The sequence below is a fragment of the Mesorhizobium australafricanum genome, from assembly GCF_033977265.1.
GTDB classification, from domain to species: Bacteria; Pseudomonadota; Alphaproteobacteria; order Rhizobiales; family Rhizobiaceae; genus Mesorhizobium; species Mesorhizobium australafricanum.
In genome coordinates this window covers 38,877-62,496 of the sequence record NZ_JAVIIT010000006.1, presented here as the reverse complement: position 1 = coordinate 62,496, position 23,620 = coordinate 38,877, and the positions used below count along the sequence as shown (strand labels likewise).

The 23,620-nt window shown below is 64.5% G+C and carries 25 protein-coding genes; 6 read left to right on the top strand and 19 right to left on the bottom strand.

Annotation, left to right across the window (positions count from 1 at the left end; genetic code table 11):
* Window positions 1-221 precede the first annotated feature (221 nt).
* Together RFM98_RS13550 and RFM98_RS13545 are read left to right on the top strand one after the other, a co-directional pair.
* Window positions 222-1,223: an ornithine cyclodeaminase family protein gene (locus RFM98_RS13550; protein ID WP_320309350.1), complete on the top strand. Its 1,002-nt coding sequence runs from the start codon at window positions 222-224 to the stop codon at window positions 1,221-1,223.
* Window positions 1,220-2,716, top strand: coding sequence for an HAL/PAL/TAL family ammonia-lyase (locus tag RFM98_RS13545; protein WP_320309349.1), 1,497 nt, complete (start codon window positions 1,220-1,222; stop codon window positions 2,714-2,716). The genes RFM98_RS13550 and RFM98_RS13545 overlap by 4 nt, the downstream gene beginning before the upstream one ends.
* A gap of 18 nt (window positions 2,717-2,734) precedes the next feature.
* On the opposite strand, the gene RFM98_RS13540 is transcribed toward RFM98_RS13545, so the two are convergent.
* The 13 genes from RFM98_RS13540 to RFM98_RS13480 all read right to left on the bottom strand — a co-directional run bounded on the left by RFM98_RS13540 (window position 2,735) and on the right by RFM98_RS13480 (window position 14,644).
* The gene (locus RFM98_RS13540; RefSeq protein WP_320309348.1) at window positions 2,735-3,538 is read right to left on the bottom strand and encodes a 3-methyl-2-oxobutanoate hydroxymethyltransferase; all 804 of its coding nucleotides are present in this window, start codon (window positions 3,536-3,538) and stop codon (window positions 2,735-2,737) included.
* Between the two features lie 34 nt (window positions 3,539-3,572).
* Complete coding sequence (locus tag RFM98_RS13535; RefSeq protein ID WP_320309347.1) at window positions 3,573-3,887, bottom strand: MocE family 2Fe-2S type ferredoxin; 315 nt, start codon at window positions 3,885-3,887, stop codon at window positions 3,573-3,575.
* 28 nt (window positions 3,888-3,915) lie between these two features.
* Window positions 3,916-5,013, bottom strand: coding sequence for a fatty acid desaturase family protein (locus RFM98_RS13530; protein ID WP_320309346.1), 1,098 nt, complete (start codon window positions 5,011-5,013; stop codon window positions 3,916-3,918).
* Window positions 5,014-5,031: 18 nt separating this feature from the next.
* Window positions 5,032-5,946 carry a sugar phosphate isomerase/epimerase family protein gene (locus RFM98_RS13525; protein WP_320309345.1) on the bottom strand — a complete coding sequence of 305 codons (915 nt, stop codon included), beginning with the start codon at window positions 5,944-5,946 and terminating at the stop codon, window positions 5,032-5,034.
* A 50-nt stretch (window positions 5,947-5,996) separates the two neighbouring features.
* Complete coding sequence (locus RFM98_RS13520; protein WP_320309344.1) at window positions 5,997-7,085, bottom strand: Gfo/Idh/MocA family protein; 1,089 nt, start codon at window positions 7,083-7,085, stop codon at window positions 5,997-5,999.
* Window positions 7,086-7,177: 92 nt separating this feature from the next.
* Window positions 7,178-8,242, bottom strand: coding sequence for an ABC transporter ATP-binding protein (locus RFM98_RS13515; RefSeq protein WP_320309343.1), 1,065 nt, complete (start codon window positions 8,240-8,242; stop codon window positions 7,178-7,180).
* On the bottom strand, window positions 8,242-9,030 hold the full coding sequence (locus tag RFM98_RS13510; protein WP_320309342.1) for an ABC transporter permease: 789 nt from the start codon (window positions 9,028-9,030) through the stop codon (window positions 8,242-8,244). The genes RFM98_RS13515 and RFM98_RS13510 overlap by 1 nt, the downstream gene beginning before the upstream one ends.
* Window positions 9,030-9,899 carry an ABC transporter permease gene (locus RFM98_RS13505; RefSeq protein WP_320309341.1) on the bottom strand — a complete coding sequence of 290 codons (870 nt, stop codon included), beginning with the start codon at window positions 9,897-9,899 and terminating at the stop codon, window positions 9,030-9,032. The genes RFM98_RS13510 and RFM98_RS13505 overlap by 1 nt, the downstream gene beginning before the upstream one ends.
* A gap of 28 nt (window positions 9,900-9,927) precedes the next feature.
* Window positions 9,928-11,007, bottom strand: coding sequence for an ABC transporter substrate-binding protein (locus RFM98_RS13500; RefSeq protein WP_320309340.1), 1,080 nt, complete (start codon window positions 11,005-11,007; stop codon window positions 9,928-9,930).
* Between the two features lie 39 nt (window positions 11,008-11,046).
* The gene (locus RFM98_RS13495; RefSeq protein ID WP_320309339.1) at window positions 11,047-12,021 is read right to left on the bottom strand and encodes a PfkB family carbohydrate kinase; all 975 of its coding nucleotides are present in this window, start codon (window positions 12,019-12,021) and stop codon (window positions 11,047-11,049) included.
* Window positions 12,021-13,052: an ADP-ribosylglycohydrolase family protein gene (locus tag RFM98_RS13490; protein WP_320309338.1), complete on the bottom strand. Its 1,032-nt coding sequence runs from the start codon at window positions 13,050-13,052 to the stop codon at window positions 12,021-12,023. The genes RFM98_RS13495 and RFM98_RS13490 overlap by 1 nt, the downstream gene beginning before the upstream one ends.
* Before the next feature lie 2 nt (window positions 13,053-13,054).
* Window positions 13,055-13,780, bottom strand: coding sequence for a GntR family transcriptional regulator (locus tag RFM98_RS13485; RefSeq protein WP_320309337.1), 726 nt, complete (start codon window positions 13,778-13,780; stop codon window positions 13,055-13,057).
* Between the two features lie 93 nt (window positions 13,781-13,873).
* On the bottom strand, window positions 13,874-14,644 hold the full coding sequence (locus RFM98_RS13480; protein ID WP_320309336.1) for an IclR family transcriptional regulator domain-containing protein: 771 nt from the start codon (window positions 14,642-14,644) through the stop codon (window positions 13,874-13,876).
* A 107-nt stretch (window positions 14,645-14,751) separates the two neighbouring features.
* On the opposite strand from RFM98_RS13480, the gene RFM98_RS13475 reads away from it, so the two are divergent.
* Genes RFM98_RS13475 through pcaF form a run of 3 tightly spaced genes read left to right on the top strand, consistent with a single transcriptional unit; the run spans window position 14,752 to window position 17,615 of the window.
* Entirely contained in the window at window positions 14,752-15,609 is an 858-nt protein-coding gene (locus RFM98_RS13475) for a CoA transferase subunit A (protein WP_320309335.1), read from the top strand.
* Complete coding sequence (locus RFM98_RS13470; protein WP_320309334.1) at window positions 15,606-16,409, top strand: CoA-transferase subunit beta; 804 nt, start codon at window positions 15,606-15,608, stop codon at window positions 16,407-16,409. The genes RFM98_RS13475 and RFM98_RS13470 overlap by 4 nt, the downstream gene beginning before the upstream one ends.
* Complete coding sequence (gene pcaF / locus RFM98_RS13465; RefSeq protein ID WP_320309333.1) at window positions 16,410-17,615, top strand: 3-oxoadipyl-CoA thiolase; 1,206 nt, start codon at window positions 16,410-16,412, stop codon at window positions 17,613-17,615.
* A 13-nt stretch (window positions 17,616-17,628) separates the two neighbouring features.
* On the opposite strand, the gene pobA is transcribed toward pcaF, so the two are convergent.
* The 6 genes from pobA to pcaD are packed head-to-tail and all read right to left on the bottom strand — an operon-like array spanning window position 17,629 to window position 22,486.
* Window positions 17,629-18,801, bottom strand: a complete 1,173-nt coding sequence (pobA, locus tag RFM98_RS13460) for a 4-hydroxybenzoate 3-monooxygenase (RefSeq protein ID WP_320309332.1) — start codon at window positions 18,799-18,801, stop codon at window positions 17,629-17,631.
* Between the two features lie 59 nt (window positions 18,802-18,860).
* Complete coding sequence (locus RFM98_RS13455; RefSeq protein WP_320309331.1) at window positions 18,861-19,913, bottom strand: 3-carboxy-cis,cis-muconate cycloisomerase; 1,053 nt, start codon at window positions 19,911-19,913, stop codon at window positions 18,861-18,863.
* A 10-nt stretch (window positions 19,914-19,923) separates the two neighbouring features.
* The gene (pcaG, locus tag RFM98_RS13450; protein WP_320309330.1) at window positions 19,924-20,538 is read right to left on the bottom strand and encodes a protocatechuate 3,4-dioxygenase subunit alpha; all 615 of its coding nucleotides are present in this window, start codon (window positions 20,536-20,538) and stop codon (window positions 19,924-19,926) included.
* Entirely contained in the window at window positions 20,538-21,290 is a 753-nt protein-coding gene (pcaH, locus tag RFM98_RS13445) for a protocatechuate 3,4-dioxygenase subunit beta (RefSeq protein WP_320309329.1), read from the bottom strand. The genes pcaG and pcaH overlap by 1 nt, the downstream gene beginning before the upstream one ends.
* Window positions 21,283-21,681: a 4-carboxymuconolactone decarboxylase gene (gene pcaC / locus RFM98_RS13440; RefSeq protein WP_320309328.1), complete on the bottom strand. Its 399-nt coding sequence runs from the start codon at window positions 21,679-21,681 to the stop codon at window positions 21,283-21,285. Before pcaC ends, pcaH begins: the two co-directional genes overlap by 8 nt.
* Window positions 21,674-22,486 (bottom strand): 3-oxoadipate enol-lactonase, encoded by an 813-nt coding sequence (pcaD, locus tag RFM98_RS13435; protein WP_320309327.1) that lies wholly within the window; start codon window positions 22,484-22,486, stop codon window positions 21,674-21,676. The genes pcaC and pcaD overlap by 8 nt, the downstream gene beginning before the upstream one ends.
* Window positions 22,487-22,578: 92 nt before the next feature.
* Between pcaD and pcaQ the strand changes: the two genes are divergently transcribed.
* A complete protein-coding gene (pcaQ, locus tag RFM98_RS13430) occupies window positions 22,579-23,496 on the top strand; it encodes a pca operon transcription factor PcaQ (RefSeq protein WP_320309326.1) in 918 nt (305 codons plus the stop codon).
* Window positions 23,497-23,620: the final 124 nt, after the last annotated feature.

Below are 23,620 nucleotides of genomic sequence, written 5' to 3'. Positions count from 1 at the left end.
TGCCGGCGGCGTTCTCGCCGAGCAGTGCGTGAGTCCGCAAAATGCGTCCGGAGCGACATCAATCGCTCGTCGAATGCCCTGAAACCTCGACCCCGGCATTGGCCGGCAGGATCATGCATCACCTCGCCCTGACGCCGGTCCCGCCCAGAGCTTATCCGACCAACTTCCGTGCCGGCCGATCGCCTGTTATGGATGAGCGTGGGGGTGGCCGAGGAAAATGCATGAAGCCCATCTATATCGACTACCTCAATGCGCTCGACATCGAAGCGCTGGCCATGAGCGATGCAGAGATCATCGGCGCCGTCGAAGCCGGGCTCGTCGCGCAAGGTAACGGCCTGACGGTGATCGAGCCACGCGTCCATCTTGAACCCGACCCGTCCTTCCACGGCCATTTCAACGTGCTGCGTGGCTATGTGGCGCCGCTCGACGCCGCCGGCGTCAAGATCGTCGGCGACTATGTCGACAACTACAAGCATGGCCTGCCGTCGGAATTCGGCATCCTCAATCTTTTCGATCCGCGCACCGGCACGCCGCGCGCCATCCTCGACGCCACCGTCATCACCGACATGCGCACCGGCGCCGTCACTGCCATCGGTGCCAAGCACCTGGCGAAGAAGAATTCGAAAGTGCTCGGCCATATCGGCGCGCGCGGCACCGCCTATTGGAATGTGCGGCTGCTCGACCATATCTTCGACTTCGACGAGATCCGCGTCCATTCGCGCCGGCCGGAGAGCCGCGACGGCTTTGCCGCTAAATTGTCGGCCGATCTCGGCAAGACAGTGACCGCCGTCGCCGACTGGCGAAGCTGCGTCGACGGCGCCGATATCGTCGTCGAGGCCTCGCGCCTCGACGAGCCGCAACCTCTGCTCAAGACCGAATGGATCAAGCCCGGCGCGCTGGTGGTGCCCTATGGCACGATGAGCGCTGTGGAGCTGTCGCTCACCGACATCATGCAAAAGATCGTCGTCGACGACTGGGGCCAGTGCAAAGGCGGCAAGTTCGGCTCGCTGCGCGCCCATGTCGAGGCCGGAAAGCTGAGCGAGGCGACGCTCCATGCCGAGCTTGGCCAGATCGCCGCCGGCCTGAAAGCCGGGCGCGAAAGCGATGACGAGACGATCCTGTTCTGGCATCGCGGCCTCTCGCTTTCCGATATCGCGCTTGGCAAGGCCATGTTGGCCAAGGCCGGCGAAAGCGGTATCGGCCAGAGGCTGCGCTTCGCATGAGCCCGCTCGTTCTCACCGGCGCCGGCGTCAGCATCGAGGATGTGGTTGCCGCCGCGCGCAACGCCTGCAAGGTCGAGGTCACACCTTCCGTCATCGAAAAGCTGACCAAGGCGCGCCAGATCCTCGATGCCGCCGCGGCCGGCGGCCAGCAGATCTACGGGCTGAACACCGGGCTGGGCGCCAATCTCGTCACCGCGGTCGACGGCGACGCCGGCGCCTTCCAGCGCCAATTGATCGAAGGCCGCAGCGCCGCCGTCGGCGAGGCCCTGCCGGTGCCGACGGTGCGGGCGGCGATGTTTGCCCGCATTGCGATGCTCGCTTCCGGCGGCTCGGGCCTGTCGCCGCGCGTGTTTACGGCGCTAGTCGAGGCGCTCAATGCCGGCGTGCATCCGGTGATGCCGTCGCTGGGCTCGATCGGCGCCGGTGATCTTCTGCTGATGACGGCGATAGCGCGCGTGCTGATCGGCGAAGGCGAAGCGGAATACCAGGGCCGTCGCATGCCTGCCGCCAAGGCGCTGATGATGGCGCGCCTCGCGCCGGTCAATCTCTCGCCCAAGGACGGGCTGTCGCTGATCAACGCCTCCGCAGTTTCTACCGGCTCCGCGGCGCTGGCGCTGGCCGATGCGCTCTCGGCGCTCGAACAACAGCAGCAGGCCGGCGCGCTGACGATGGAAGGCATCGGCGCCAACCGCACGATCCTCGATCCGCGCCAGCATCTGGCGCGCCCGGGCGCATGCCAGCAGCTAGCGGCGAAGGCGCTGCGCGACCTCCTGGCGCGCGATGAAGCGCCGGCGCCGACCACCATCCAGGATCCGCTGTCGATCCGCTGCATGCCGTCGATCAACGGCGCGCTGATCCAGGCGATCGACCATGCGCGGCTTGCCGCCGAGATCGAGCTGAACGCCGCCGCCGACAATCCGCTGGTGCTTGCCGAGGATGCGCTGGTCATGTCGACCGGCAATTTCCACACCGCATCGCTGTCGCTCGCCTTCGAAACGCTTGGCCTGGCAATCGCACAATGCGCAGCAGCATCAGCCGCGCGCTTCATCCAGCTCACTGGCTCCGGCCGCAATGGCCTGCCCAAATACCTGTCGCCGATCGGTGGCGCCTCGGCGGGCTTCGTCCCGCTGCAGAAAACGGTGACGGCGATCCTGGCCGCCATCCGTCACAAGGCCAATCCGGTGATGCTCGATTTCCTGCCTGTATCCGAGGGCGTCGAGGATCACGCCGCACAGACGCCCCTCTCCGTCGCCAAATGCGCGGAAATGATCGTGCTGTGGCGGCGGCTGATCGCGTTCGAGCTGATGGCGGCGGCGCAGGCCGTCGACTTGCGCGAGGGGGCCACGCTCGCGCCGGCGACCGGCGCAGTTCACACGGCCGTACGCGCGCATGTGGCGATGCTCAAGGAAGACAGGCCGCTCGGTACTGACGCCGAAGCGCTTTATGCCGCCCTTGCCGGCGGAGCATGGCAAGGTCCGCCGGCTGCAGGCTGAAGCTCTCGGACTTTTGGTTCAGGACTTTGCGTCCACCTTCTTCATGAAGAGGGTGAGCTGATCCGGATCCATGTGCACGATATGCCTGTCTTCCGGATAGGCGCCACTGTTGACGTCGGCGACATATTCGGAAAATGCCGCGATGCGCTCTTGCTGCAGCCGGTCATACTCGGCGGCGAAATTGCGGTAGACCTTCGAATGGCGCGGCATGTGACCGCGATTGGCGCCGAGAATATCCTCGGCGAACAGATATTGCGCGTCGCAGCCCGTGCCCGCGCCCATCGACAGCATGATCAGCGGCGTGCGCTCGGAGATCGCCTTCGCCACTTCCACAGGAACCACTTCGATCTCGGCGCCGATGGCTCCGGCGGCCTCCAACTGCTTGACCGCCTCGAACACCTGCATGGCGGTGTCCGCGGTCTTGCCGACGGCCTTGAAACCGCCTGTCCAGGTGGCGCGCGAGGGGATCAACCCGACATGGCCGATGACGGGAATGGCATCGTCGGCCATGCGCTTGATCGTGGCATAGCCGGCGCTGCAATAGACGGCGTCGGCACCGGCCTTGTAGAGGCGGAACGACCAGCGGACGAAATCGTCGGCCGTGCCGATCTCGAAGAAGTTTTCGCCGGGCATGGTGAAGAGGCTGGGCGCGGCGTCGCGGTATTGCGGATTGAGCACCAGCTCCGGCGGCACCGAGACGATGTCGACCCCTGCCCGTTCGGCGGCTTCGGCTTCTTCCAGCGTCAGCACGCGCAGCATGGTCAATTGCCGCTTGCCCTTCATGGCGCGCAGATCGGCGACGGTCGGTCTCTTTCGGCTCATCGAACTCTTTTCCCTGGTTGTGGATAGTGGCTGCTCAGCCGATCTCAATCATCACCTTGCCAGCTTCGATCCGGACCGGATAGGTCTTGAGGTTGACGCAGACCGGCGCGCCCTTGGCCTCGCCGGTCTTGTAGTTGAAGCGGCCATTGTGCTTGGGGCATTCGATGATGTCGTCCATCACCAGCCCGTCCGCGAGATGGGCCTTTTCATGCGTGCAAAAACCGTCGGTCGCGAAGAACGCGTTGTCCGGCGAGCGGTAGATCGCGAATGTGCGGCCGCCATGGTCGAAGCGGATCACATCCTCCTCATCCACGTCGCCCACCGCGCACGCTTCGACCCACTCCGCCATCGTCTGCCTCCAAATTGCCGCGCGACGCCTATTCGGCGGCGGCAGCCGTTATGTCTAGATCGTGGAACTCGCCGCGATAGGGCTTGGCCGTCGGCGGCAATTCGCGCTTGAGATAGTAGTCCTCGTATTTCAGCTGCTTGAGCAGCACCGGCCACACCTCGCGATAGGCGTGCCACATCGACGGGTTCGGCACCGGCAAATCGTGCTTGATCAGTCCATGCAGCTTCGGCAGCGCGTGATAGGGCACCATCGGAAACATGTGATGCTCCACATGGTAGTTCATGTTCCAGTAGATGAACCGGCTGACCGGGTTCATGTAGACGGTGCGCGTGTTGAGCCGGTGGTCGATGACGTTGTCGGCCAGCCCGATATGCTGCAGCAAGCCGGTCGTCACCATGTGCCAGGTGCCGTAGAGGCGCGGCAGGCCGATCAGCACCAGCGGTATCCATGACTTAAGCGCGATCGCGACAGCGATCGTCGCGGCATACACGACCATGTGCCAGCGCGCCGCGACAACCGCCTTCCTTTGCTCCATCTCCGGGATATAGCTCTTCTCGTCGTCCGACAGTTTTCCAAAAGCCTGGCGCACCAGCGTCGGCAGCGAATAGCGGAAATCGAGGATGCCGGTGAAGGCCAGCGCCGCCTTGATAAGGTCGGGCGGCCGCATCACCGCGATCTCGGCATCGCGGCCGACGATGATGGTGTCGGTGTGGTGGCGCGCATGGCTCCAGCGCCACTGCACCGGATTGCGCATCAGCATGAACGAGGCGATGTGGTAGACGATATCGTTCATCCAGCGCGTGCGGAAGGCGGTGCCGTGGCCGCATTCGTGCCAGCGCGAGTCGCTCGACGAGCCATAGAGCACGCCATAGACGAACAGGAACGGCACGACCCACCAACTGCCCCAGAACCAGACGATACCGGCCGCAGAGCCCAGGATCGCGGCGATCCAGATGATGGTATCGCGGATCGCCGGCCCGTCCGAGCGCTGCATCAACTCCTTCATGGTCTTGCGCGCCACGTCCGTGTGATACCACTCGGCCGAGGCGAGCCCGGTCTCGATCGCCCGGCGCGTGCTTTCGCCGACAAGGCTGTAATCGCGCTTCGTTCCGGCGGTCGTCGCCATCATCACCTCCCCGGGGCGTCAGAGCCCGTTGGCGCGGAATTTTCCGTCGAGGAATTTCTTGGCGCGCGGCACGTCGTCTTCGGACAGATGCTCGATGATCACCGGGATGTTCGGATGCTTCTCGCTGAGCCGCTTCAGATAGAGATCGTAGTTGAGCGAGCCGAGCCCCGGAGCCGGCAGCTCGATTTCCCCGACGCCACGGAACGTCAGCCCTTCATGCGCGTCCACGTCGCCGATGTCGGCATGCTTCTCGGCCTTGTCCGAGCCCGAGCGCTTCACGTCCTTGGCATGGGCTATTTTGATCTTGTCGGTCAGCGTGTCGAACACCTGGTTCAGCACTTGCTCCATGCGGTCGATATTGTGCGCCTCGAAGTAGTTGGTCGGATCCATCAGAAGGCCGAGGCCGGGATGGTCGACCTGGGCGAACATCTTCACCGTCTCCTCGACCGAACCGACGACGTTGTTGACATAGGTCTCGAGCAAGAACACCGCGCCGTGGTCGTATGCCGTCTGTGCGAGGTCGGAGATCACCTTGCGGCACTCCGCGAAGCCTTCCTCGGTCTTGTTCTTCGGATGATGCACCCAGTCGGATTCGGTGTTGTAGGTACCGGTCTCCGAGATCACATAGGGCGAGCCGAATTCGCGCGCGTTGCGGATGATCTCCTTGAGATAGGCAAGCCGCTTTTCGCGCTCAACCTTGTCGGGGTGGATGATGTTCGTGTAGCCGGATACGCAGCAGATCGGCAGGTTGTGGTCTCGGAACGTGTCGCGGACCTTCCTTGCCTTGTCCCTGGTGATCTGACCGGCCGAGAAATCGATATCCTTGAAATGCAGGTCGAGCTGCACCGTGTTGAACCCGAGCGCGCGGATACGCCTGGCGACCTCCTCGAGCTCGTAGGGGAAATAGCCTGTGAAGATACCTGCCTGCATCATGAGGTGAAGTCCTCCCGGTAAGCGATTCTGTTGTCTTGCCTTTGACCGCCTCAGTCGATGCGGATTTCGGAAAGCTTGACGGTGCGGCCTTCGGCCATCGACCGGTAGCCGGCCTCGACCAGCGCCATCGTCTTGACGTTGTCGGCAACGGAGAGCGCCGGCGGCGTACCGGCCTTCAGTGCATGCTGAAGCTGTTCCATCACGCCGATGAAGGCGTGCGGGAACCACATCGTCTCCCAGCTTGGACTAACCCATTCACCGCCCGTCGTCTCGGCCGAGGCATAGGTCAGCGTCGAGGAGACGCCCTTCGGCCAGCCAATCGTGCCCTTGGCGACGCCCATGGTGCCATCGACGCGCCAGGCGATGTGCTGGTCGTCCTGATAGCCCTCTTGGCGCGGACCGGACCAGACGTCCTCCAGCGACACCGCAAACACGCCGGAAGGGAAGCGGAGTGTCGACACCGTGATGCCGTCGGAATGCTCGAACCTGGTGCGCGGGTCCTTGCGCGCAAGCGTGGTGATGTCGTCCGGATCGCCGAACAGGAAGCGCAGCACGTCGAGATGGTGCACGCTCATATTGGCGAGCGTCAGCCGGTCGTAACCGGCAAGGAAGGTCTGCCAGTGCGGGATCGCATGCATGTCGATCTCGGCAAACACGATCTCGCCCAGCGCGCCGCTGTCCATGATCTGCTTCAAGACGCGCATCGACTGGTCATAGCGCATGTTCTGGTTGACCGAGAGGATCTTGCCGGAAGCCGCCGCCTCGTCGCGCAGCTTGACCGCTTCCTCGACCGAAAGCGCCAGCGGCTTCTGCGCCAGAATCGCCTTGATATGCGGCTGCTTCAATGCGTGACGGATCAGCGCCGGCTGCTGGTCCGGTGGGAAAGCGAGGTCGACGATCTCGACGCGGCTGTCCTCTATCAGTCGCTCAGGCGTGTCGTGCACGGTCGGAATGCTCCAGCGATCCGCGACCTTCTGCGCGTTTGACTTGGTGCGCGAAGCGATCGCCACCACCGGAAAGCCGGCTTCATGATAGGCGGCCAGATGGCATTCGGCCATGATCATGCCGGCGCCGATGCAGCCGATCCGGTAGTCCTTGACCCGGACTTTCACGTCCGGCTCGAAACCCATGCTTGCCATCCATTCCTCCGTCGAGGACTGGATATAGCGTGATGGTCCGGGCTTCAGCCAAGTCCCGCGCCATCATTTCCCATCAGTGCCGGCGGTCGGGCCTATGCTGCGATCAGCACCGTGCTGTCCGGCGACCACCTGAGCACCACCGGCTCGCCTTCGGCCAACCGTTCGGCGCCGGTGTTCTGGACGATCACTTTCAGCGTCTGGCCTTCCCGGTCGACAAAGTAAGTGCTGTTGTTGCCGGCGAAGATGCGTTTTGAGACCCGCCCCTGGAGCATGTTGGCGTCGGCTTGATCCGGTTTTGCCAGACCGGTCGAGATTTGAATCCGCTCGGGCCGCACCGCGCAGCTCGCCTTGGCGCCGGCCGGCACCGACGCGCCTGTCGAAGCCTCGATCGTCGTGCCGTCAGGCAGCTTGATCCCCGAGCCGGTCGCATCGCCACGAAAGATGTTTGCGTCGCCGAGGAAGGTCGCGGCGAACTCGCTTTGCGGCCTGTCGTAGATCTCTTCCGGCGGGCCCTCCTGCACCAGCCTGCCGTCGCGCAGGATGCCGATGCGGTCGCTCATCGTCAGCGCCTCTTCCTGGTCGTGCGTGACGAAGATGGTGGTGATGCCGATCTCGCGCTGGATGCGCTTCAGCTCGATCTGCATGTCGACGCGCAGCGCCTTGTCGAGCGCGCCGAGCGGCTCGTCCAGCAAAAGCACGCGCGGCTTGGTGACGATGGCGCGGGCAAGCGCCACGCGCTGGCGCTGGCCGCCGGAGAGCTGATGCGGCCGGCGGCCGCCGAGCTTGCCGAGCTGTACGAGGTCGAGCGCGCGCTGCACTTCCGCTGCGATCGTCGCCTTCGCCTCGCCGCGTACCGAAAGCCCGAAGGCGACATTGTCGGCGACGCTCATATTTGGAAACAGCGCATAGTTCTGGAACACCATGCCGATGCGGCGCTTCTCGACCGGCACGCGCTCGACGCTTTCACCGCCGATGGCGATGCGGCCGGCGTCCGGAAAATCGAAGCCGGCGATCTGCCTGAGCAGCGTGGTCTTGCCGCTGCCCGATGGCCCGAGCAGCGCATAGAAGCCGCCATCGGCAAAATCGATCGAGACGTCGTCCAGCGCCTTGTGCGCGCCAAAACTGCGTGAAACGTTCGCCACCTGGACGCCGGCCATTATTTCTCTCCGCCGAATTTGAAGAAGCGCGCCGTCAGCAGCATGAGCGCCATCGACACCACTATGATGATCGTCGACACCGCGTTGATCTCCGGGGTAAACCCCTTGCGGATCGCGGCATAGATTTCGACCGGCAGCGTCGTCTGGCCGGGCGTCGACAGGAAATACGAGACCACGAACTGGTCGAACGACACGGCAAAGGCAAACAGCCCGCCGGCGATCACGCCAGGCATGATCCAGGGCAAGGTAACCCGCAAGGTCACCTGCCACTGGTTGGCGCCGAGAGAGCGCGCCGCTTCTTCCAGCTCAGGCGCGAAGGTCTGCAGCCGTGCCGAGACGACGACGATGACATAAGGCAGCGCCAGCGCGACGTGGCCGAGCAGGATGGCGATGAGCCCGCGGCCGATGCCGACGCCGAAGAAGAAGATCAGCATCGCCGTGCCGGTGATCAGCCACGGAATGGCGATCGGCGGGAAGAGCAGCGCCTGCAGGAATTTCTTGCCGCGAAACTCGTGGCGGTAGAGCGCCAGCGAGGCCATCGCGCCCAGCACCGTTGAGATGATCGTGGTGATGACGGCGATCTCGATGCTGTTCCAGGTCGCTGCGATCAGCTGGTCGTTCTGCCAGAGCGAAGCATACCAGTCCGTCGTCCACTCGAACGGCAATTGGTAGAAGGGCGATGTGTTGAACGACATCAGCGCCATGATGATGATCGGCAGGTAGAGGAAGCCGAGCAAAAGCACGATGTAGAAGCGCCCGAGCCATTCGAGGATGCGCGTCGTCGCCATCAGCCTGCCCTCCGCAAAACTGGAGCGGCCAGTGCCAGGATGATCAGCACGACCGCGAGCAGGATGAAGGAGAGTGCCGCGCCCAGCGGCCAGTTGAAGACGGCGACGAACTGGTCCTCGATGACGGTGCCGTAGAAGGTGCCGGTGCGCCCACCGAGGATGCGCGGCTCCATGAAGGAACCGACCACCGGCACGAAGATCAGCGCTGAGCCCGCGATCAGCCCCGGCATCGACAGCGGGATGATCACCCGCCACAGCACCTGCCGCCGCGATGCACCGAGCGAGCGGCCGGCCTCGATCAGCGAGTCGTCGATCGCCTGCAGCGTCAGATAGCAGGTCAGCACCATGTAGGGCACGTAGGAGTGCACCAGGCCGATGATGACGGCGGGATAGGAGTACATCAGGTCGATGTTGATCTTGAACGGCAGCACGGCGTTGAGCGCCGTATCGAGGATGCCGCCTTCACGCAGCACCATCGCCCAGGAAAAGATGCGCACCAGCCCGTTCGACCAGAACGGCAGGATGACGAGCAGGAAGATCGCTTCGCGGCTGCGGCCCTTCAGCACCTTGGCCAGCACATAGGCGGCCGGATAGCCGATGGCGACGCACCACAGCGTCACTTCGAGCCCGAGCCGCAGCGAGGCGAAGAGCAGGGTCGAATAGAGGCTTTGCGAAAAGAAGGCCGCGTAATTGCCGAGCGTGAACGACCACTCCTTCCCGGCCAGCGGCAGGTCGGTCATGAAGGAGAAGAACACCATGGCCGACAGCGGCAGGAAGATCGCCACCGTCAGCCACAGATAGGCGGGAAGGAGAAGCGGCAGCGCAGGCCTCAGTCCGCGGCGCGAACCGATCGCAAGCTGGTCAGCCATTTGCCTCTCCTCCCCGAAAGACACCTGATTACTTCACGTTGACCTTCAGCTCCTGCCACAGCGCCAGGTATTTTTCGCGCTGCTCGTCGGTGATCGGCGCCTGGAACTGGATGCGCTTGGCGACCTCCGGATCACCCATCACCTTGCGGTTGAAGGCATCCTCAGGCAGGGCGTCGACCGCCTTGGTGTTGGCCGAGACCGGCGCGCCGACCTTGGTGACCCATTCGACGTAGAATTTCGGGTCGATCATGTAGTTGATGAAGGCTTCGGCGCCGGCGACGTTCTTGGAGCCGACGGGGATCGAGAAGGCGTCGAGCCAGGCGACCGAGCCCTCTTGCGGGATGACCAGCGAGACCGGCAGCTTGAAATGGGTCTTGGCGCGATCGGCGGAGCCGCTCCAATAGGTGCCGATGTCGATCTGGTTGGAGGCGACCATCTGGTTCCAGTCGTTCTCCGAGCTCCAGAACGTCTTGATCTGCGGCATCAGCGAGGTGAGCTTCGCCTTGACCGCTTCCATATCCTTGATGTCGTTGATGTTCTGTCCCGACGCGAGAGCGCCGAACTGCACCGCCTCGACGGCGTCATCGCGGATGATAACGCGGCCCTTATGCGCGGGGTCCCACATTTCGGCGATGCTCGTCGGCGGCTTGTCGAAGGACTTGTCGTTGATGGCCAGCGCTGTCAGGCCCCACACCCACGGCACGCCATAGACCTTGCCGTCGTGGTTGAGCATCGGCGAGCCGGCCTTGTCCTTGGCGATGTCGGCATAGTTGGAAAGCTTCGAGACGTCGATCGGCTGGATCAGCTTGCCGGCCATCGCCTGGTCGTTGAAGGCGGCATTGATCATGACGACGTCGTAGAGGCCCGGATTGGTCCGGATCTTGGTCAGCATCTCCTGTTCGGAATTGAAGAAGTCGTTGACCACCTTGAAGCCGGTCGCCTTCTCGAAATTGGCGACCGCCCACGGCTCGTCGGCGCCATAGCCTTTCCAGTTGAGCACATGCACTTCCTCGGCTGCTTGTGCTGCCAAAGGGAATGCACAAACCGTGAAGGCTGAGACGAAGACGGCGGTCGCCGTCAGAAAAGCGGTCAGTCTGGGCATGCGCATGTTCTTTTCCTCTCATTGTTTGCCCGATTGACGGGCTTGTTAAGTTGCAGTCGCTTCCGCCTGGCCAGGCGCGGTCGTCGCTTCGCCGCGCTCAGTCAGGAATTCCTGGATCTCCGTGTCGGTCGGCGCGGAGGACCCGCCATGGCGTGTGACAGAAAGTGCGGCGGCGGCATTGGCATAGCGTGCCGCGTCGCAGGGGCTTAGACCGCGCGAAAGGCCGCTGACGAAGGCGCCGATATGCGTGTCCCCGGCACCATTGGTATCGACGGCTTCCACTTTGAAGCCGGGCACCGCGCGGGTGCCGCCATCGGCCATGCGGACAAGGCAGCCATGCGCGCCGGCGCGGATGACGACGCCGTCAGCCCTGGGGCAGTGATCGGCGAGCAATCGGATGGCGACGGTCTGAGCATCGCCGGCGCCGGCAATCTCGGCTGCCTCATTGGTGTTGCAGCTCAGCCATGTCGTGCGCGCGAGAACCCTGTCCAGGACCGGCCGCGGAATGCCGGCGATTACCGGTGTCGGGTCGAAGACAAAGGGAATGCCGGCCGGCAGCGCCTCGATCCAGTCGGTGAGCACGTCGCGGCTGCCGGGATAACTCAGCGTGTAGCCCGAGGTGAAAACCCAGTCGCCCGGAAGGGCTTGGACCGGCTTCATCATGTCGAGCGTCAGCCGGCTCTCGGCGCCCGGCCACGAGACGAAGGTGCGCTCTGCGTCACCGCTGATCATGGCGACGCAATTGCCGCTGTCCATCACGGGTGACGGCGGCGTCAGCGTCTCGATGCCTTCGGCCGTGAAGGCGGCGCGCAGAAAATCTCCGTCCGGCCCGGTGCCGAGCTGGCCGCCGAACACAACCTTCATGCCGGTGCGGCTTGCCGCGACCATCATGTTGAAGCCGCCGCCGGCGACCCGCGCGTAGCTCGTCGCGGTCTTTTCCGTGCCCGCCGCCGGCAAGGCATCGATGCGGTAGACATAGTCGACCACGGCGCTGCCGACATGGACGAGCCGCCCGGTCATCAGGCGTCCTCCTTGCCTGGACCGGCCTTGGAGTCGCGGGCGGCGACCAGATCGACAGCCAGCGCGCGGACGTCCGCGATGTCGATGCCACGCAGTCGCGAGATACGACCCTGCGGCAGCTTCGACAGGCCGGCGCAGGCGCCGGCCATGCCGGCGGCAATCGCCCCGATCGTGTCGGTGTCACCGCCGAGATTGGCTGCGATAACGGCTGCCCGCCATGCATCGCCTTGCGCGACTTCCAGCACCGCGAATGCCGCCGGGACCGATTCCTGGCTGGCGACACCCGTGCCGACCAGGTCGACGATCAGCTTGATCGCTTCTTTTTCCGCCTTGCCGCGGACAAGCTCTTGCGCCCAAAGGATACGCGCGGCGATGTCGCCACCGGTGACCCAATGGCCGAGCGCAGCGCCAAGGCGTGCCGCTGCGACCGCATGGCCGCAAGCGGCACGCCAATCGCCACCCGAGACACCGAGACTGACCGCTGCAGCGACCGCGGCAGCCGATGCAATGGCGATCGAGGTGTTGTGCGTGGCCCGGCAGGTCTGAGCGACCTTGGCGACGAGAGCGTCGAGCGGCTCCGGCGGCATCATGATGCCGACCGGCGCGATGCGCATCGCCGCACCGTTGGTGTCGCCGCTGCGCCCGGCTTCTTCGGCCGGCACGCCGCTGTTGATGGCGTCGATGGCGCGCTTGGTCGATGGTCCAAGCAGGTCGTAGCTGCCGCGCGCCTTGACGTCGCGCTCCCAGTCGAGCAGCGCGTTGACCCAGCGCGCATGGTCGAAACGCTCGCCGGACTCGACGAGGATGCGGCCAAGCAGCAGCGCCTGCTCGGTATCGTCGGTAATCGTGCCGGCCGTCAGCCCCTTCGATACCGGGTGATCGGCGGCAGGCGCGACGAAATCCTCGACATGGCCGTAGAGCCCGGCGATGCGGGCCGGCGGCAGAAGCTGCGTCGGCATGCCCAGCGCATCGCCAAGCGCCCCGCCGATCAGCGCCCCCATTGCCCGATCCACCAAGGCAGCGTCCGCCATGCTCAGAACTCCAGATGGAGCGCGAAATGCGCCGGGTTGAGCAGGCTGGTGACGAATTCGATGGCGCGTCCGTCGGCGGCGCGCGTCAGGCGGCGTGTGCGCAGGAACGGCGTGCCGGGCGCGCAGTCGAGGATCGCGGCGTCGGCGGCGCTCAGCATCTCGATATCGACCCATTCCTCGCCGTGGTCGGGAACCAGCCCAGCCCCGCGCAGCGTCTGGTGCAGCGTGCCTTCGCGCAGGCCGCGCAGCGGTATGTCTTCCAATTCGGGCGACAGCGGCAGGCGGCTGCGCTCGATCGAGATGGCGTGGCCGTCATCGGCATTGGTGCGGGCGCGGTCGACGGCAATGAACGACGAACTTTCGACCCCGAGCCTGGCCGCCAGTTCCGCGTCCTCGATGACCTCGAGCCGCAATGTGCGGGTCTCGGCATTGGCGCCCGCATTGGCAAGCGCGCGTGACCAGCCGATCGCGTCATCGACCGGCATGCCGTCGAAGGTGACGAAGGAGCCGATGCCGACCTTGGTGGTGATGAGCCCCCGGCTCGACAGTTCTTCAAGCCCCTTGCGGACTGTGTTGCGGCTGACGGAGAAGCGCTGGACGAGCTCGTTCTCGCTCTGCAGGCGGTCGCCGAAGCCAAGCAGGCCGGAGCGTATCTCATGCTCCAGAACCGTTGCGATCTGCTCGGGCTTGCCGGTGCCGGGAGAGAGCTGTATCGCGCGACGGGCCATATCGATACCTGTTCAGTGAACCTGTATAATCCTGTTCATTAGCGTATCTGAAATGAAGCGTCAACGGCATTCGGCCTGACGATCGATCGGGCGTTAAACGAAGAAGAACTCCTCGATGCGCCGCTTGGCGTTGCGCAGCACCGGCAAGATGTCGCGCTCCATCGCCTCGACCGAGAAACGGGCCGACTGCGTCGAGACGTTGATGGCAGCGACAGTGCGGCCGGCGCGATCTATGATCGGCACCGCGATCGAGCGCAGGCCGAGTTCGAGTTCCTCGTCGACGATGGCAAAGCCATCCGCCCTCGCCTTGTCGATGGCCTTGCCGAGCGCGGCGCGACCGGTGATCGTCTTCGGCGTTCGCCGCTCGATCGTCGCTTGCGTCAGGAAGCTCTTCAAGTCATCCGCCGCCAGGCCGGAAAGCAGCACCCGTCCCATCGAGGTGCAGTATGCCGGCAGCCTCGTGCCCACATCGAGCGCCACGCTCAAGATGCGCCGCCCGGGAATGCGCGCGACATAGACGACGTCCTCACCCGACAACACCGCCGCATTGCAGGCTTCGTCGAATTGCCCCGCCACCTCGCGCATGATGGGCGCCGCGAAGGTCCAGAGCGAAGCGCCGCCGAGCCAGGTCCGCGCGACGGTCAAAAGACGCGGCGAGAGCGAAAACAGCCGGCCGGATTGCGTCGCGTAGCCCGTGGCAACCAATGTCAGCAGAAAGCGTCGAGCGCCGGCGCGGGTGAGATCCGCCTCCTCGGCCATCTCGGTCAGCGTCATGCCACCCGGATGGCGCGCGAGGATTTCCATCACCGCCAGGCCACGTTCCAGCGAGCCGACATGATCGCGTGAAGTAGCTTCCTCTTCCACGAACGTCTCCAGGCCGGCGTTGACTCTACGCAAAGATTGAGGCTAGAAGTATCACATACAAAACATATGTTCGCAATACGAACTTCTTCAATCGACGGAGCCTTGAGATGGTCAAGTTCCTGCCCCTGAAAGAAGCGGTCACGGAAAATCTGCATGATGGCGATACGGTCGCCTTCGAGGGCTTCACCCATCTGATCCCGACCGCCGCTGCGCATGAGGCGATCCGCCAGGGCTTTCGCGATCTGACGCTCATCCGCATGACGCCCGACCTGATCTACGACCAGATGATCGGCATGGGCATGGCGAGGAAGATCGTTTTTTCCTATGTCGGCAATCCAGGCGTCGGCCTGCTCAGGCGTGCCCGAGACGCCATCGAGAACGGCTTTCCCCGCACCATCGAGGTCGAGGAGCACAGCCACGCCGGCATGGCCAATGCCTATGAAGCGGGCGCCGCCGGCCTGCCCTGCGCGGTATTCCGCGGCTATCGTGGCGCCGGTCTGGCTGAAGTCAATCCGAACATTAAATCCGTCACCTGCCCGTTCACCGGCGAGGTGCTGGCTGCTGTCCCGGCGATAAGGCCGGACGTCACGTTCATCCACGCGCAGAAGGCCGACCGGAAAGGCAACGTGCTGGTCGAAGGCATCATCGGCATCCAGAAGGAGGCCGTGCTGGCGGCAAAGCGCGCCGTGGTGACGGTCGAGGAAGTGGTCGACAATTTCGACGACCTCCACCCCAACCTCACCGTGCTGCCGAACTGGACGATCGCGGCGATTTCGGCGGTGCCGGGCGGCTCGCACCCCTCCTACGCGCATGGCTATTACGAGCGCGACAACGCCGCCTATCTCGAATGGGACGAGATCGCCGCCGACCGCGACCGCTTTCAGGCGTGGATGCGGAGGAACGTCATCGAGAGCAGCGCGGACGACTTTGCCGGCCGCGTCGAGCATCTGAGGAAAGCCGCATGAGCGACGCTGACAATCTGGGGTTCACCCCCAACGAGATGATGACGATTGCCGCCAGCCGCGCCTTGAAAGGCGACGATGTCTGCTTTGTCGGCATCGGCGCGCCGTCGGCCGCCTGCAACGTCGCGCGGCTGACGCATGCGCCAGACATCACGCTGATCTATGAGAGCGGCACCATCGGCACGGCCCCGAACGTGTTGCCGCTGTCGATCGGCGACGGCGAATTGTGCGAGACGGCGGTCACCACCGTCGCGGTGCCGGAGATGTTCCGCTACTGGCTGCAGGGCGGCCGCATCTCGATCGGCTTCCTGGGTGCCGCCCAACTCGACAAGTTCGGCAATATCAACACCACCGTCATCGGCGACTATGCGCATCCCAAGACCCGCCTCCCCGGCGGCGGCGGCGCGCCGGAGATCGCAACCTCGTCGAGACAGGTCTACATCACCATGGCGCAGTCGAAGCGCGGCATGGTCGAGAAGATCGACTTCTTCACCTCCTTCGGCCATGGCGACGGTGGCGATCACCGCAAGCGGCTCGGCATCGACACAGCCGGCCCGACGCTTCTGATCACCGACCTCGCCATCTGGAAGCCGGACCCGGTCACCAAGGAATTCACCGTGGTGTCGCAGCATCCCGGCGTCACGCGCGAGCAGGTGCAGGAGACTTGTGGCTGGGCCGTAAAATTCGCCGAGGCCCTTGACGAGACGCCGCCGCCGACGGAACTCGAGCTGAAGACATTGCGCGACCTGCAGGCCCGCACCAAGGCGGCGCATCAAGGGACCGCCAAAGGGAAAGCTGCATAAATGGCTGAAGCCTTCATCTGCGATTACATCCGCACACCGATCGGCCGCTTTGGCGGTTCGTTGTCCTCTGTGCGCGCCGACGATCTTGGCGCCATCCCGTTGCGAGCGCTCGTGGAGCGCAGCAAGAGCGTCGACTGGGCCGCCGTGGACGACGTCGTCTATGGCTGCGCCAACCAGGCGGGCGAGGACAACCGCAACGTGGCGCGCATGGCGCTGCTGCTTGCCGGCTTCCCGCAGGACATTCCGGGTTCGACGGTAAACCGCCTGTGCGGCTCGGGCATGGACGCCGTCACCATCGCCGCGCGGGCCATCAAGGCCGGCGAGGCCGAGCTGATGATTGCCGGAGGCGTCGAATCGATGAGCCGCGCGCCCTTCGTCATGCCGAAGGCCGACACCGCCTTCTCACGCAATGCCGAAATCTACGACACCACCATCGGCTGGCGTTTCATCAACCCGCTGATGAAGAAACAGTATGGCGTCGATTCCATGCCGGAGACCGGCGAGAACGTCGCCGAGGATTTTTCCGTCAGCAGAGCCGATCAGGACGCCTTCGCCGTCCGCAGCCAGGACAAGGCGGTGGCCGCGCAAGCCAATGGCCGGCTGGCGAAAGAGATCGCGCCGGTCACCATCCCGCAGCGAAAGGGCGATGCCATCGTCGTCTCGAAAGACGAGCATCCCCGCGCCGGCACGACCATCGAAGCCCTGGCCAAATTGCCGACGCCGTTCCGCCAGGGTGGCACCGTCACCGCCGGCAACGCCTCCGGCGTCAATGACGGTTCCGCCGCGCTGATCATCGCCTCCGAAGCGGCGGCGAAGAAGCATGGCCTGACACCGATCGCTCGTATCCTCGGCGGCGCGGTCGCAGGTGTGGCGCCGCGGATCATGGGCATCGGCCCGGCGCCGGCCACGAAGAAACTTTGCGCCCGTCTCGGCCTGACGCCGGATCAATTCGATGTCATCGAATTGAACGAAGCCTTCGCCTCCCAAGGCATTGCCGTGCTCCGCCAACTCGGGATTTCCGAGAAGGCCGAGCATATCAACCCTAATGGCGGCGCCATCGCGCTCGGACATCCGCTCGGCATGTCGGGCGCGCGCATCACCGGCACGGCGGCGCTCGAGTTGCGCGAACGTGGCGGCAAGCTGGCTTTAGCCACCATGTGCATCGGCGTCGGCCAGGGGATTGCGATCGCGCTGGAGCGAGTTTGACCGCTCACGCAGATCAATACGGCAGGCCAACGTAGTTCTCCGCCAGCGCGGTCGACGCCGCTTTGGAATGCACGAGGTAATCGAGCTCGGCTTCCTGGATGCGCTGGCCGAACTCGCCCGTCTCGGGAAAGCGGTGCAGCATCGTCGTCATCCACCAGGAGAAGCGCACCGCTTTCCAGACCCGCGCCAGCGCCTTGGCTGAATAGGCGTCGAGCCCGGCTCCGGATTTGTCGCTATAGAATTCGCGAAGCCCGGCAAAGAGATAGCGCACGTCGCTGGCAGCGAGGTTGAGGCCCTTGGCGCCGGTCGGCGGCACGATGTGGGCGGCGTCGCCGACCAGGAACAGCCGGCCGAAGCGCATCGGCTCGGCGACGAAGGAGCGCAGCGGCGCGATCGACTTCTCGAAGGACGGCCCGGTGGTGACGGCGGCGGCCGTCCGCGGCGGCAAGCGACGGCGCAGCTCATCCCAGAAGCGCTCGTCCGACCAGGCCTCGACGCGCTCATCGGCGGGAACCTGCACATAGTAACGGCTGCGCTGCGGCGAACGCATCGAGCAGAGTGCAAAGCCGCGCTCGTGATTGGCATAGACCAGCTCAGGGTCGGCCGGCGGCACCTCGGCCAGCACGCCCAGCCAGCCGAACGGATATTGCCGCTCGAAAGTCTTCAGCGCGCCCTCCGGCGCCGAGCGGCGGCTGACGCCGTGGTAGCCGTCGCAGCCGGCAATGAAGTCGCAGTCGATGCGATGCGTCGCGCCGTCCTTGTCGTAGGTGACGAAGGGCGACGCGCCGTCGAAATCATGCAGCGCGACATTCGACGTTTCATAGACGGTGACGAGTCCCGCCGCCTCGCGCTTATCCATCAGGTCGTACGTCACCTCGGTCTGCCCGTAGACGGTGACATGCCTGCCGCCGGTGAGCGCCGTGAGGTCGATGCGGTGCAGTCGCCCGTCGAAGGCGAGCGAGATGCCGGAATGCGGTAGCCCCTCGGCGTGCAATCTATCCGCGGCGCCCGCTTCGCCGAGCAGGTCGACCGTGCCCTGTTCGAGCACGCCGGCGCGAATGCGCCCGAGAACATGCTCGCGGCTCGACCGCTCGAGGATGATTGACTCGACGCCGATGCCGGCAAGCAACTGGCCAAGCAGCAGGCCGGACGGTCCGGACCCAATGATAGCGACCTGCGTGCGCATTAGATCCCTTCACACATGTCGTTCTCCCGAAACAGCCGCGCACTTTTGGGCGACATGCGTTAGTGTCCAAGACTTTCAATCTGGGCAGCAAGCTCGGCTGCAAGCCTGAGCGCGGTCGCCGTCGCCACCACCATTTGCGGCAGGATGAGCCATTCCAGCGTCCAGGCCGCACCCGAGCGTTCCTGCTCGTGCACCAGCGCCTGATGCATGCCGGAGAGCTGCACGGCATTGAAGCGCGCCAGCGTCACCAGCGCTTCGGCCTTTACCGGGTTCTGCTTGTGCGGCATGGCCGACGACCCGCCACCGCTGGACAGCCTGATGTCGGAGCCCGTCTGCGCCATCAGCGCAACGTCCTGCCCGAACTTGCCGAGGCTACCGGTCACCAGCGACAGCCAGCCGGCGAACTCGGCGAGCGCGTCGCGCTGACTATGCCATTGCGACGCGTCGGTAAGACCGAGCTGCGCGGCAAGTGCGGCGCGCACAGCGGCGGCCTTGTCGCCGAGCTTTTCCAGGGTGCCGGCGGCACCGCCGAACTGCACCACCATCAATCGGCCGGAGAGCTCTTTCAAGCGTTCCTGGTGACGCTCAAGCGGCGCTTGCCACGAAACGATCCGATCCTGCGCGGTTACCGGAATCGCCGGCTGCATGCGCGTCATCGCCATGAGCTCACGGTTTCCGAACTCCAGCTCCACGCCGGTGAGGCGGACGATGTTCTCGCCAAGCAGCAGGCTGATATGGTCGATGGCCTGCCGCAGGCGCAGCATCAGCGAGGTGTCGATGACATCCTGGCTGGTGGCGCCGAAATGGACGTATGCATCGTGCGGCACGCCGACCGCGACTTTGATCTGCCGAACCAGTTCCGGCACCACGACGCCATCCTTGGTAACGCCAGTCCGCAGCTTCCCCGTGTCCGGCCGAAACGACGCCAGCGCTTTCACGATCGCCGCCTCGGCATCACGCGGGATGACGCCGCAACCGGCTTCCGCCGCTGCCAATGCCTCCTCGAAACCGAGCATAGCGGCGATTTCGGCTTCGACGGAGAAATGCCTTGCCGCCTCTTCGTCGCCGAGCAGGCCGGAAAGCAGTGGGTGATCGAAGGGCGAAACGGTCATGGCGTTGCGGTCAGCTGTCGAAGAAGACCGTCTCCTTTTCGCCCTGCAGGTGGACATCGAAGACGTAACTATCGCCCTGACGCTCGGCGATCAGCGTCGGCACGCGCAGGTGATGTTCGATGCGGGCAAGGATCGGGTCCTCGGCATTGGCCTTCTGCTCGTCCGAGAAGTAGAGCCTGGTGTGCAGGCCGATATTGATGCCGCGCGCCACGATCCACAGCGTGATATGCGGCGCCATCGGCCGGCCGTCGCGGAATGGCACGCGGCCCGGCTTGATCGTCTGGAACAGGCAGACCCCGGTTTCCATGTCGGTCGGCTGCCGGCCCCATCCTGAAAAATTCGGATCGGCGGCGCCGCGCAATTCCGCGGGCGAATTGTAGAGACCATCGGCATCCGCCTGCCAGACCTCGACGAGCGCATCCTTGAGCGGTGCGCCGGTGCCGTCGAGCACGCGGATGCGCAATTCGATCCGCTCGCCCTTGGTCTCACCGTTGACCATGGTCGAGCCGAGATCGCTATCATAGACGCCGCCGATGCCGCAGAAATTGGGCGTCAGCCCGATATGCACATAGGGTCCGGCGGTCTGCGAAGGGCTCTCCTTCAGCCGGTCGAGCGACTGCGCCATCAATTGCCCTCCGGCCTGTTCTCGAACAGCGTCGAGCGGCGCCCGCGCAGCACGATGTCGAACTTGTAGGCAAGCGCGTCCATCGGAATGGTCGAGTGCATGTCGAGCGCGGCGATCAGCGCCTCGACCGCTTCCTTGTTGGAAATGCCGCCGACGATCGGACAGCGCCAGATCAGCGGATCGCCCTCAAAATACATCTGCGTGATCAGCCGCTGCGCGAAGCCGTGGCCGAACACCGAAAAATGGATATGCGCCGGCCGCCAGTCATTCGGACCATTCGGCCACGGATAAGGCCCGGGCCTCACGGTGCGAAACGCATAGGCGCCATCGTCACCGGTGATCGTGCGGCCGCAGCCGCCGAAATTAGGATCGAGCGGCGCCAGATACCCGTCCTTCTTGTGCCGGTAGCGGCCGCCGGCATTGGCCTGCCAGAATTCGAGCAGGACGCCGGGCACGCCCTTGCCGCGCTCGTCGAGCACGCGTCCATGGACGATGATGCGCTCACCGATGGCGCTCTGGCCAGCCTTGGCGAAGTTGTGAATCAGGTCGTTGTCGAGCTCGCCGAGCATCGCTTGCCCGAACACCGGCGCGGTGAGTTCCGACAGCGTGTTGTCGAACGACAGCAGCGCTTTTTGCGGCGAGCGCAGAACCGAGCTCTTGTAGCCCGGCGTGAACGCCGCCGGGTGCCATTGGCGGTCGCGCTGGAAGAAGGCGCCGGTCTCTGGCGCCCGGTTGGAGCCGGGCTCAGCCATGGTCGGCTTCGTCCATCTGCGCGAACACCTCCTTGGCGATCTTGAAGGCGCGGTTGGCGGCCGGCACGCCCGCATAGATCGCGACATGCAGGAAGGCCTCGCAAATGTCGTCGCGAGAGGCGCCCGTATTGGCGGTGGCGCGCACATGCATGGCGACTTCCTCGTCATGGCCGAGCGCTGCAAGCAGCGCCAGCGTTACGATCGAACGCTCGCGTTTCGACCAGCCGGGCCGCGCCCATACCGTTCCCCAGGCGGCTTCGGTGATCAGTTGCTGGAAAGGTCGGTCGAAATCGGTCGCGGCATCTTCGGCGCGGTCGACATGCGGACTGCCGAGCACCGAGCGGCGGACCTCGACACCGGTCCGGTAGCGGTTCTTCGTGACATCATCCATGAGCAGACTTTCCCTCAGGCAACGAGGCGACGAAATCGCGGATCAAAGTGGCGAGCGCTTCGGGCTGCTCGATGCAAGGGATGTGTCCGGCATTGCGGATCACTTCAAAGCGTGCGCCGGGGATCAGCCCGGCTAGGGCGCGGACGAGATCGGGCGGCGTCGAGCCGTCCTGATCGCCGACGATGCAAAGCGTCGGCACCGCGATGCGCCGCGCGCTGTCGGTGAAATCGGCATCGCGCACCGCCTTGCAGGTACCGATATAACCAGGCAGCGCCTGCCTGGTCAGCATGTTGCGGCAGCCGGCAAGCTCGGCGCCGCGCCTGGCATGGAACTCCGGCGTGAACCAAACTTTGAGCACGCCGTCGGCAATCGCCTCGATACCGTCTTGCTCGATGGTCGCAATGCGCGTGTTCCAGCTTTCGGCGGTGCCGATCTTATGCGCCGTGTCGCTGAGGATCAGCGCTTCTACGCATTTGGGATGGCGGGTATAGAACCGCTGCGCGATCATGCCGCCGACGGAGAGGCCGAAGAGCACGACCTTGTCGAAGCCGAGGTGATCGATGAGGGCGACCAGATCATCGACATGGTCGTCGATCGAGCGCACGCCGCTCCCGATATCGGAAAGCCCGTGGCCGCGCTTGTCATAGACGAGCATCGGCATTTCGCCCGTCAGTTTCGCGACGACGTCGTCCCAGATCCGGAAATCGGTGCCCAGCGAATTGATGAAGATGATCGGACGCGACGCGCCGGTCGCCTCGATATGGCGGTGATGCAGCGTGACGCCGCCTATGCTGACGAATGGCACGAATTCGATCCTCCAAAGCCACATTGCACGAGCGGTTTGGTTCGGTAAAATGATATTTTGCGGCGTTTCATTAACTCTGAGGTTATCGAACTATGGCCGAAAGCCGGATCCGCTTCCGCCATTTGCAGGCGTTTCTCGAAGTCGCGCGGCAGGGCAGCGTCGCGCGTGCAGCCGACTTCCTGCATGTCAGCGCGCCGGCCGTGACCAAGACCTTGCGTGAGCTGGAGGAGGCGCTCGGCGTCGCGGTGGTCGAGCGCGACGGGCGCGGCATCCGTGTCACGCGTCTCGGCGAAATCTTCCTCGGACATGCCGGTTCGGCGATTTCGGCGCTGAAGCGCGGCGTCGATTCCGTGCGCCAGGACGGCGCCCTCAATCGCGACCCGATCCGCATCGGCGCGCTTCCGACCGTATCGGCGCGTGTCATGCCGCTCGCAATGAACCTGTTCCTCGAGGAAAACACCGGCGCCGCGCTCAAGATCGTCACTGGCGAGAACGCGGTGCTGCTCGAGCAGCTGCGCACCGGCGCGCTCGATCTCGTCGTCGGCCGGCTCGCGGCGCCCGAGCACATGACCGGCTTCTTCTTCGAGCATCTTTATTCCGAACAGGTGCTGTTCGTCGTGCGGGCCGGGCATCCATTGGCAGAGCCGGGAACTGACATCTTCGCGCAACTCGACGAGTTTCCCGTCCTGATGCCGACAAGGGAATCCGTTATCCGGCCTTTCGTCGACCGCCTCTTCATCACCAATGGCATGACCGCGCCGGCTACGGAGATCGAAACCGTCTCGGACTCCTTCGGCCGCTCCTTCATGCGCCAAAGCAATGCCGTATGGATCATCTCAGCCGGCGTCGTCGCCAACGAAATCGCAAGCGGCGCCTTCGTCGCCTTGCCCGTGGACACGGAGGAGACCAAGGGGCCGGTGGGCTTGACCATGCGAACCGACACCGCGCCCTCGCCCGCCTTCACCATCCTCTTGCAGACAATCCGCGAGGCAGCACGGCACCACGCCTGACAGTCGGGTTCGAATTCCGCTAACCCAGGGGTTAATGAAACACCGTAAAATATCATTTTACCGAACCAAACTGCTAGTGCAATGTGACTTCGGAGGATCGAAAGCGTGCCATCCGGCCGCAAAC

Excerpts from the sequence above, each read along its gene's own strand:
- RFM98_RS13550 (WP_320309350.1), top strand. The coding sequence starts at position 222 with ATGAAGCCCATCTATATCGACTACCTCAATGCGCTCGACATCGAAGCG.
- RFM98_RS13545 (WP_320309349.1), top strand. The coding sequence starts at position 1,220 with ATGAGCCCGCTCGTTCTCACCGGCGCCGGCGTCAGCATCGAGGATGTG.
- RFM98_RS13540 (WP_320309348.1), bottom strand. The coding sequence starts at position 3,538 with ATGAGCCGAAAGAGACCGACCGTCGCCGATCTGCGCGCCATGAAGGGC.
- RFM98_RS13535 (WP_320309347.1), bottom strand. The coding sequence starts at position 3,887 with ATGGCGGAGTGGGTCGAAGCGTGCGCGGTGGGCGACGTGGATGAGGAG.
- RFM98_RS13530 (WP_320309346.1), bottom strand. The coding sequence starts at position 5,013 with ATGGCGACGACCGCCGGAACGAAGCGCGATTACAGCCTTGTCGGCGAA.
- RFM98_RS13525 (WP_320309345.1), bottom strand. The coding sequence starts at position 5,946 with ATGATGCAGGCAGGTATCTTCACAGGCTATTTCCCCTACGAGCTCGAG.
- RFM98_RS13520 (WP_320309344.1), bottom strand. The coding sequence starts at position 7,085 with ATGGCAAGCATGGGTTTCGAGCCGGACGTGAAAGTCCGGGTCAAGGAC.
- RFM98_RS13515 (WP_320309343.1), bottom strand. The coding sequence starts at position 8,242 with ATGGCCGGCGTCCAGGTGGCGAACGTTTCACGCAGTTTTGGCGCGCAC.
- RFM98_RS13510 (WP_320309342.1), bottom strand. The coding sequence starts at position 9,030 with ATGGCGACGACGCGCATCCTCGAATGGCTCGGGCGCTTCTACATCGTG.
- RFM98_RS13505 (WP_320309341.1), bottom strand. The coding sequence starts at position 9,899 with ATGGCTGACCAGCTTGCGATCGGTTCGCGCCGCGGACTGAGGCCTGCG.
- RFM98_RS13500 (WP_320309340.1), bottom strand. The coding sequence starts at position 11,007 with ATGCGCATGCCCAGACTGACCGCTTTTCTGACGGCGACCGCCGTCTTC.
- RFM98_RS13495 (WP_320309339.1), bottom strand. The coding sequence starts at position 12,021 with ATGACCGGGCGGCTCGTCCATGTCGGCAGCGCCGTGGTCGACTATGTC.
- RFM98_RS13490 (WP_320309338.1), bottom strand. The coding sequence starts at position 13,052 with ATGGCGGACGCTGCCTTGGTGGATCGGGCAATGGGGGCGCTGATCGGC.
- RFM98_RS13485 (WP_320309337.1), bottom strand. The coding sequence starts at position 13,780 with ATGGCCCGTCGCGCGATACAGCTCTCTCCCGGCACCGGCAAGCCCGAG.
- RFM98_RS13475 (WP_320309335.1), top strand. The coding sequence starts at position 14,752 with ATGGTCAAGTTCCTGCCCCTGAAAGAAGCGGTCACGGAAAATCTGCAT.
- RFM98_RS13470 (WP_320309334.1), top strand. The coding sequence starts at position 15,606 with ATGAGCGACGCTGACAATCTGGGGTTCACCCCCAACGAGATGATGACG.
- pcaF (WP_320309333.1), top strand. The coding sequence starts at position 16,410 with ATGGCTGAAGCCTTCATCTGCGATTACATCCGCACACCGATCGGCCGC.
- pobA (WP_320309332.1), bottom strand. The coding sequence starts at position 18,801 with ATGCGCACGCAGGTCGCTATCATTGGGTCCGGACCGTCCGGCCTGCTG.
- RFM98_RS13455 (WP_320309331.1), bottom strand. The coding sequence starts at position 19,913 with ATGACCGTTTCGCCCTTCGATCACCCACTGCTTTCCGGCCTGCTCGGC.
- pcaG (WP_320309330.1), bottom strand. The coding sequence starts at position 20,538 with ATGGCGCAGTCGCTCGACCGGCTGAAGGAGAGCCCTTCGCAGACCGCC.
- pcaH (WP_320309329.1), bottom strand. The coding sequence starts at position 21,290 with ATGGCTGAGCCCGGCTCCAACCGGGCGCCAGAGACCGGCGCCTTCTTC.
- pcaC (WP_320309328.1), bottom strand. The coding sequence starts at position 21,681 with ATGGATGATGTCACGAAGAACCGCTACCGGACCGGTGTCGAGGTCCGC.
- pcaQ (WP_320309326.1), top strand. The coding sequence starts at position 22,579 with ATGGCCGAAAGCCGGATCCGCTTCCGCCATTTGCAGGCGTTTCTCGAA.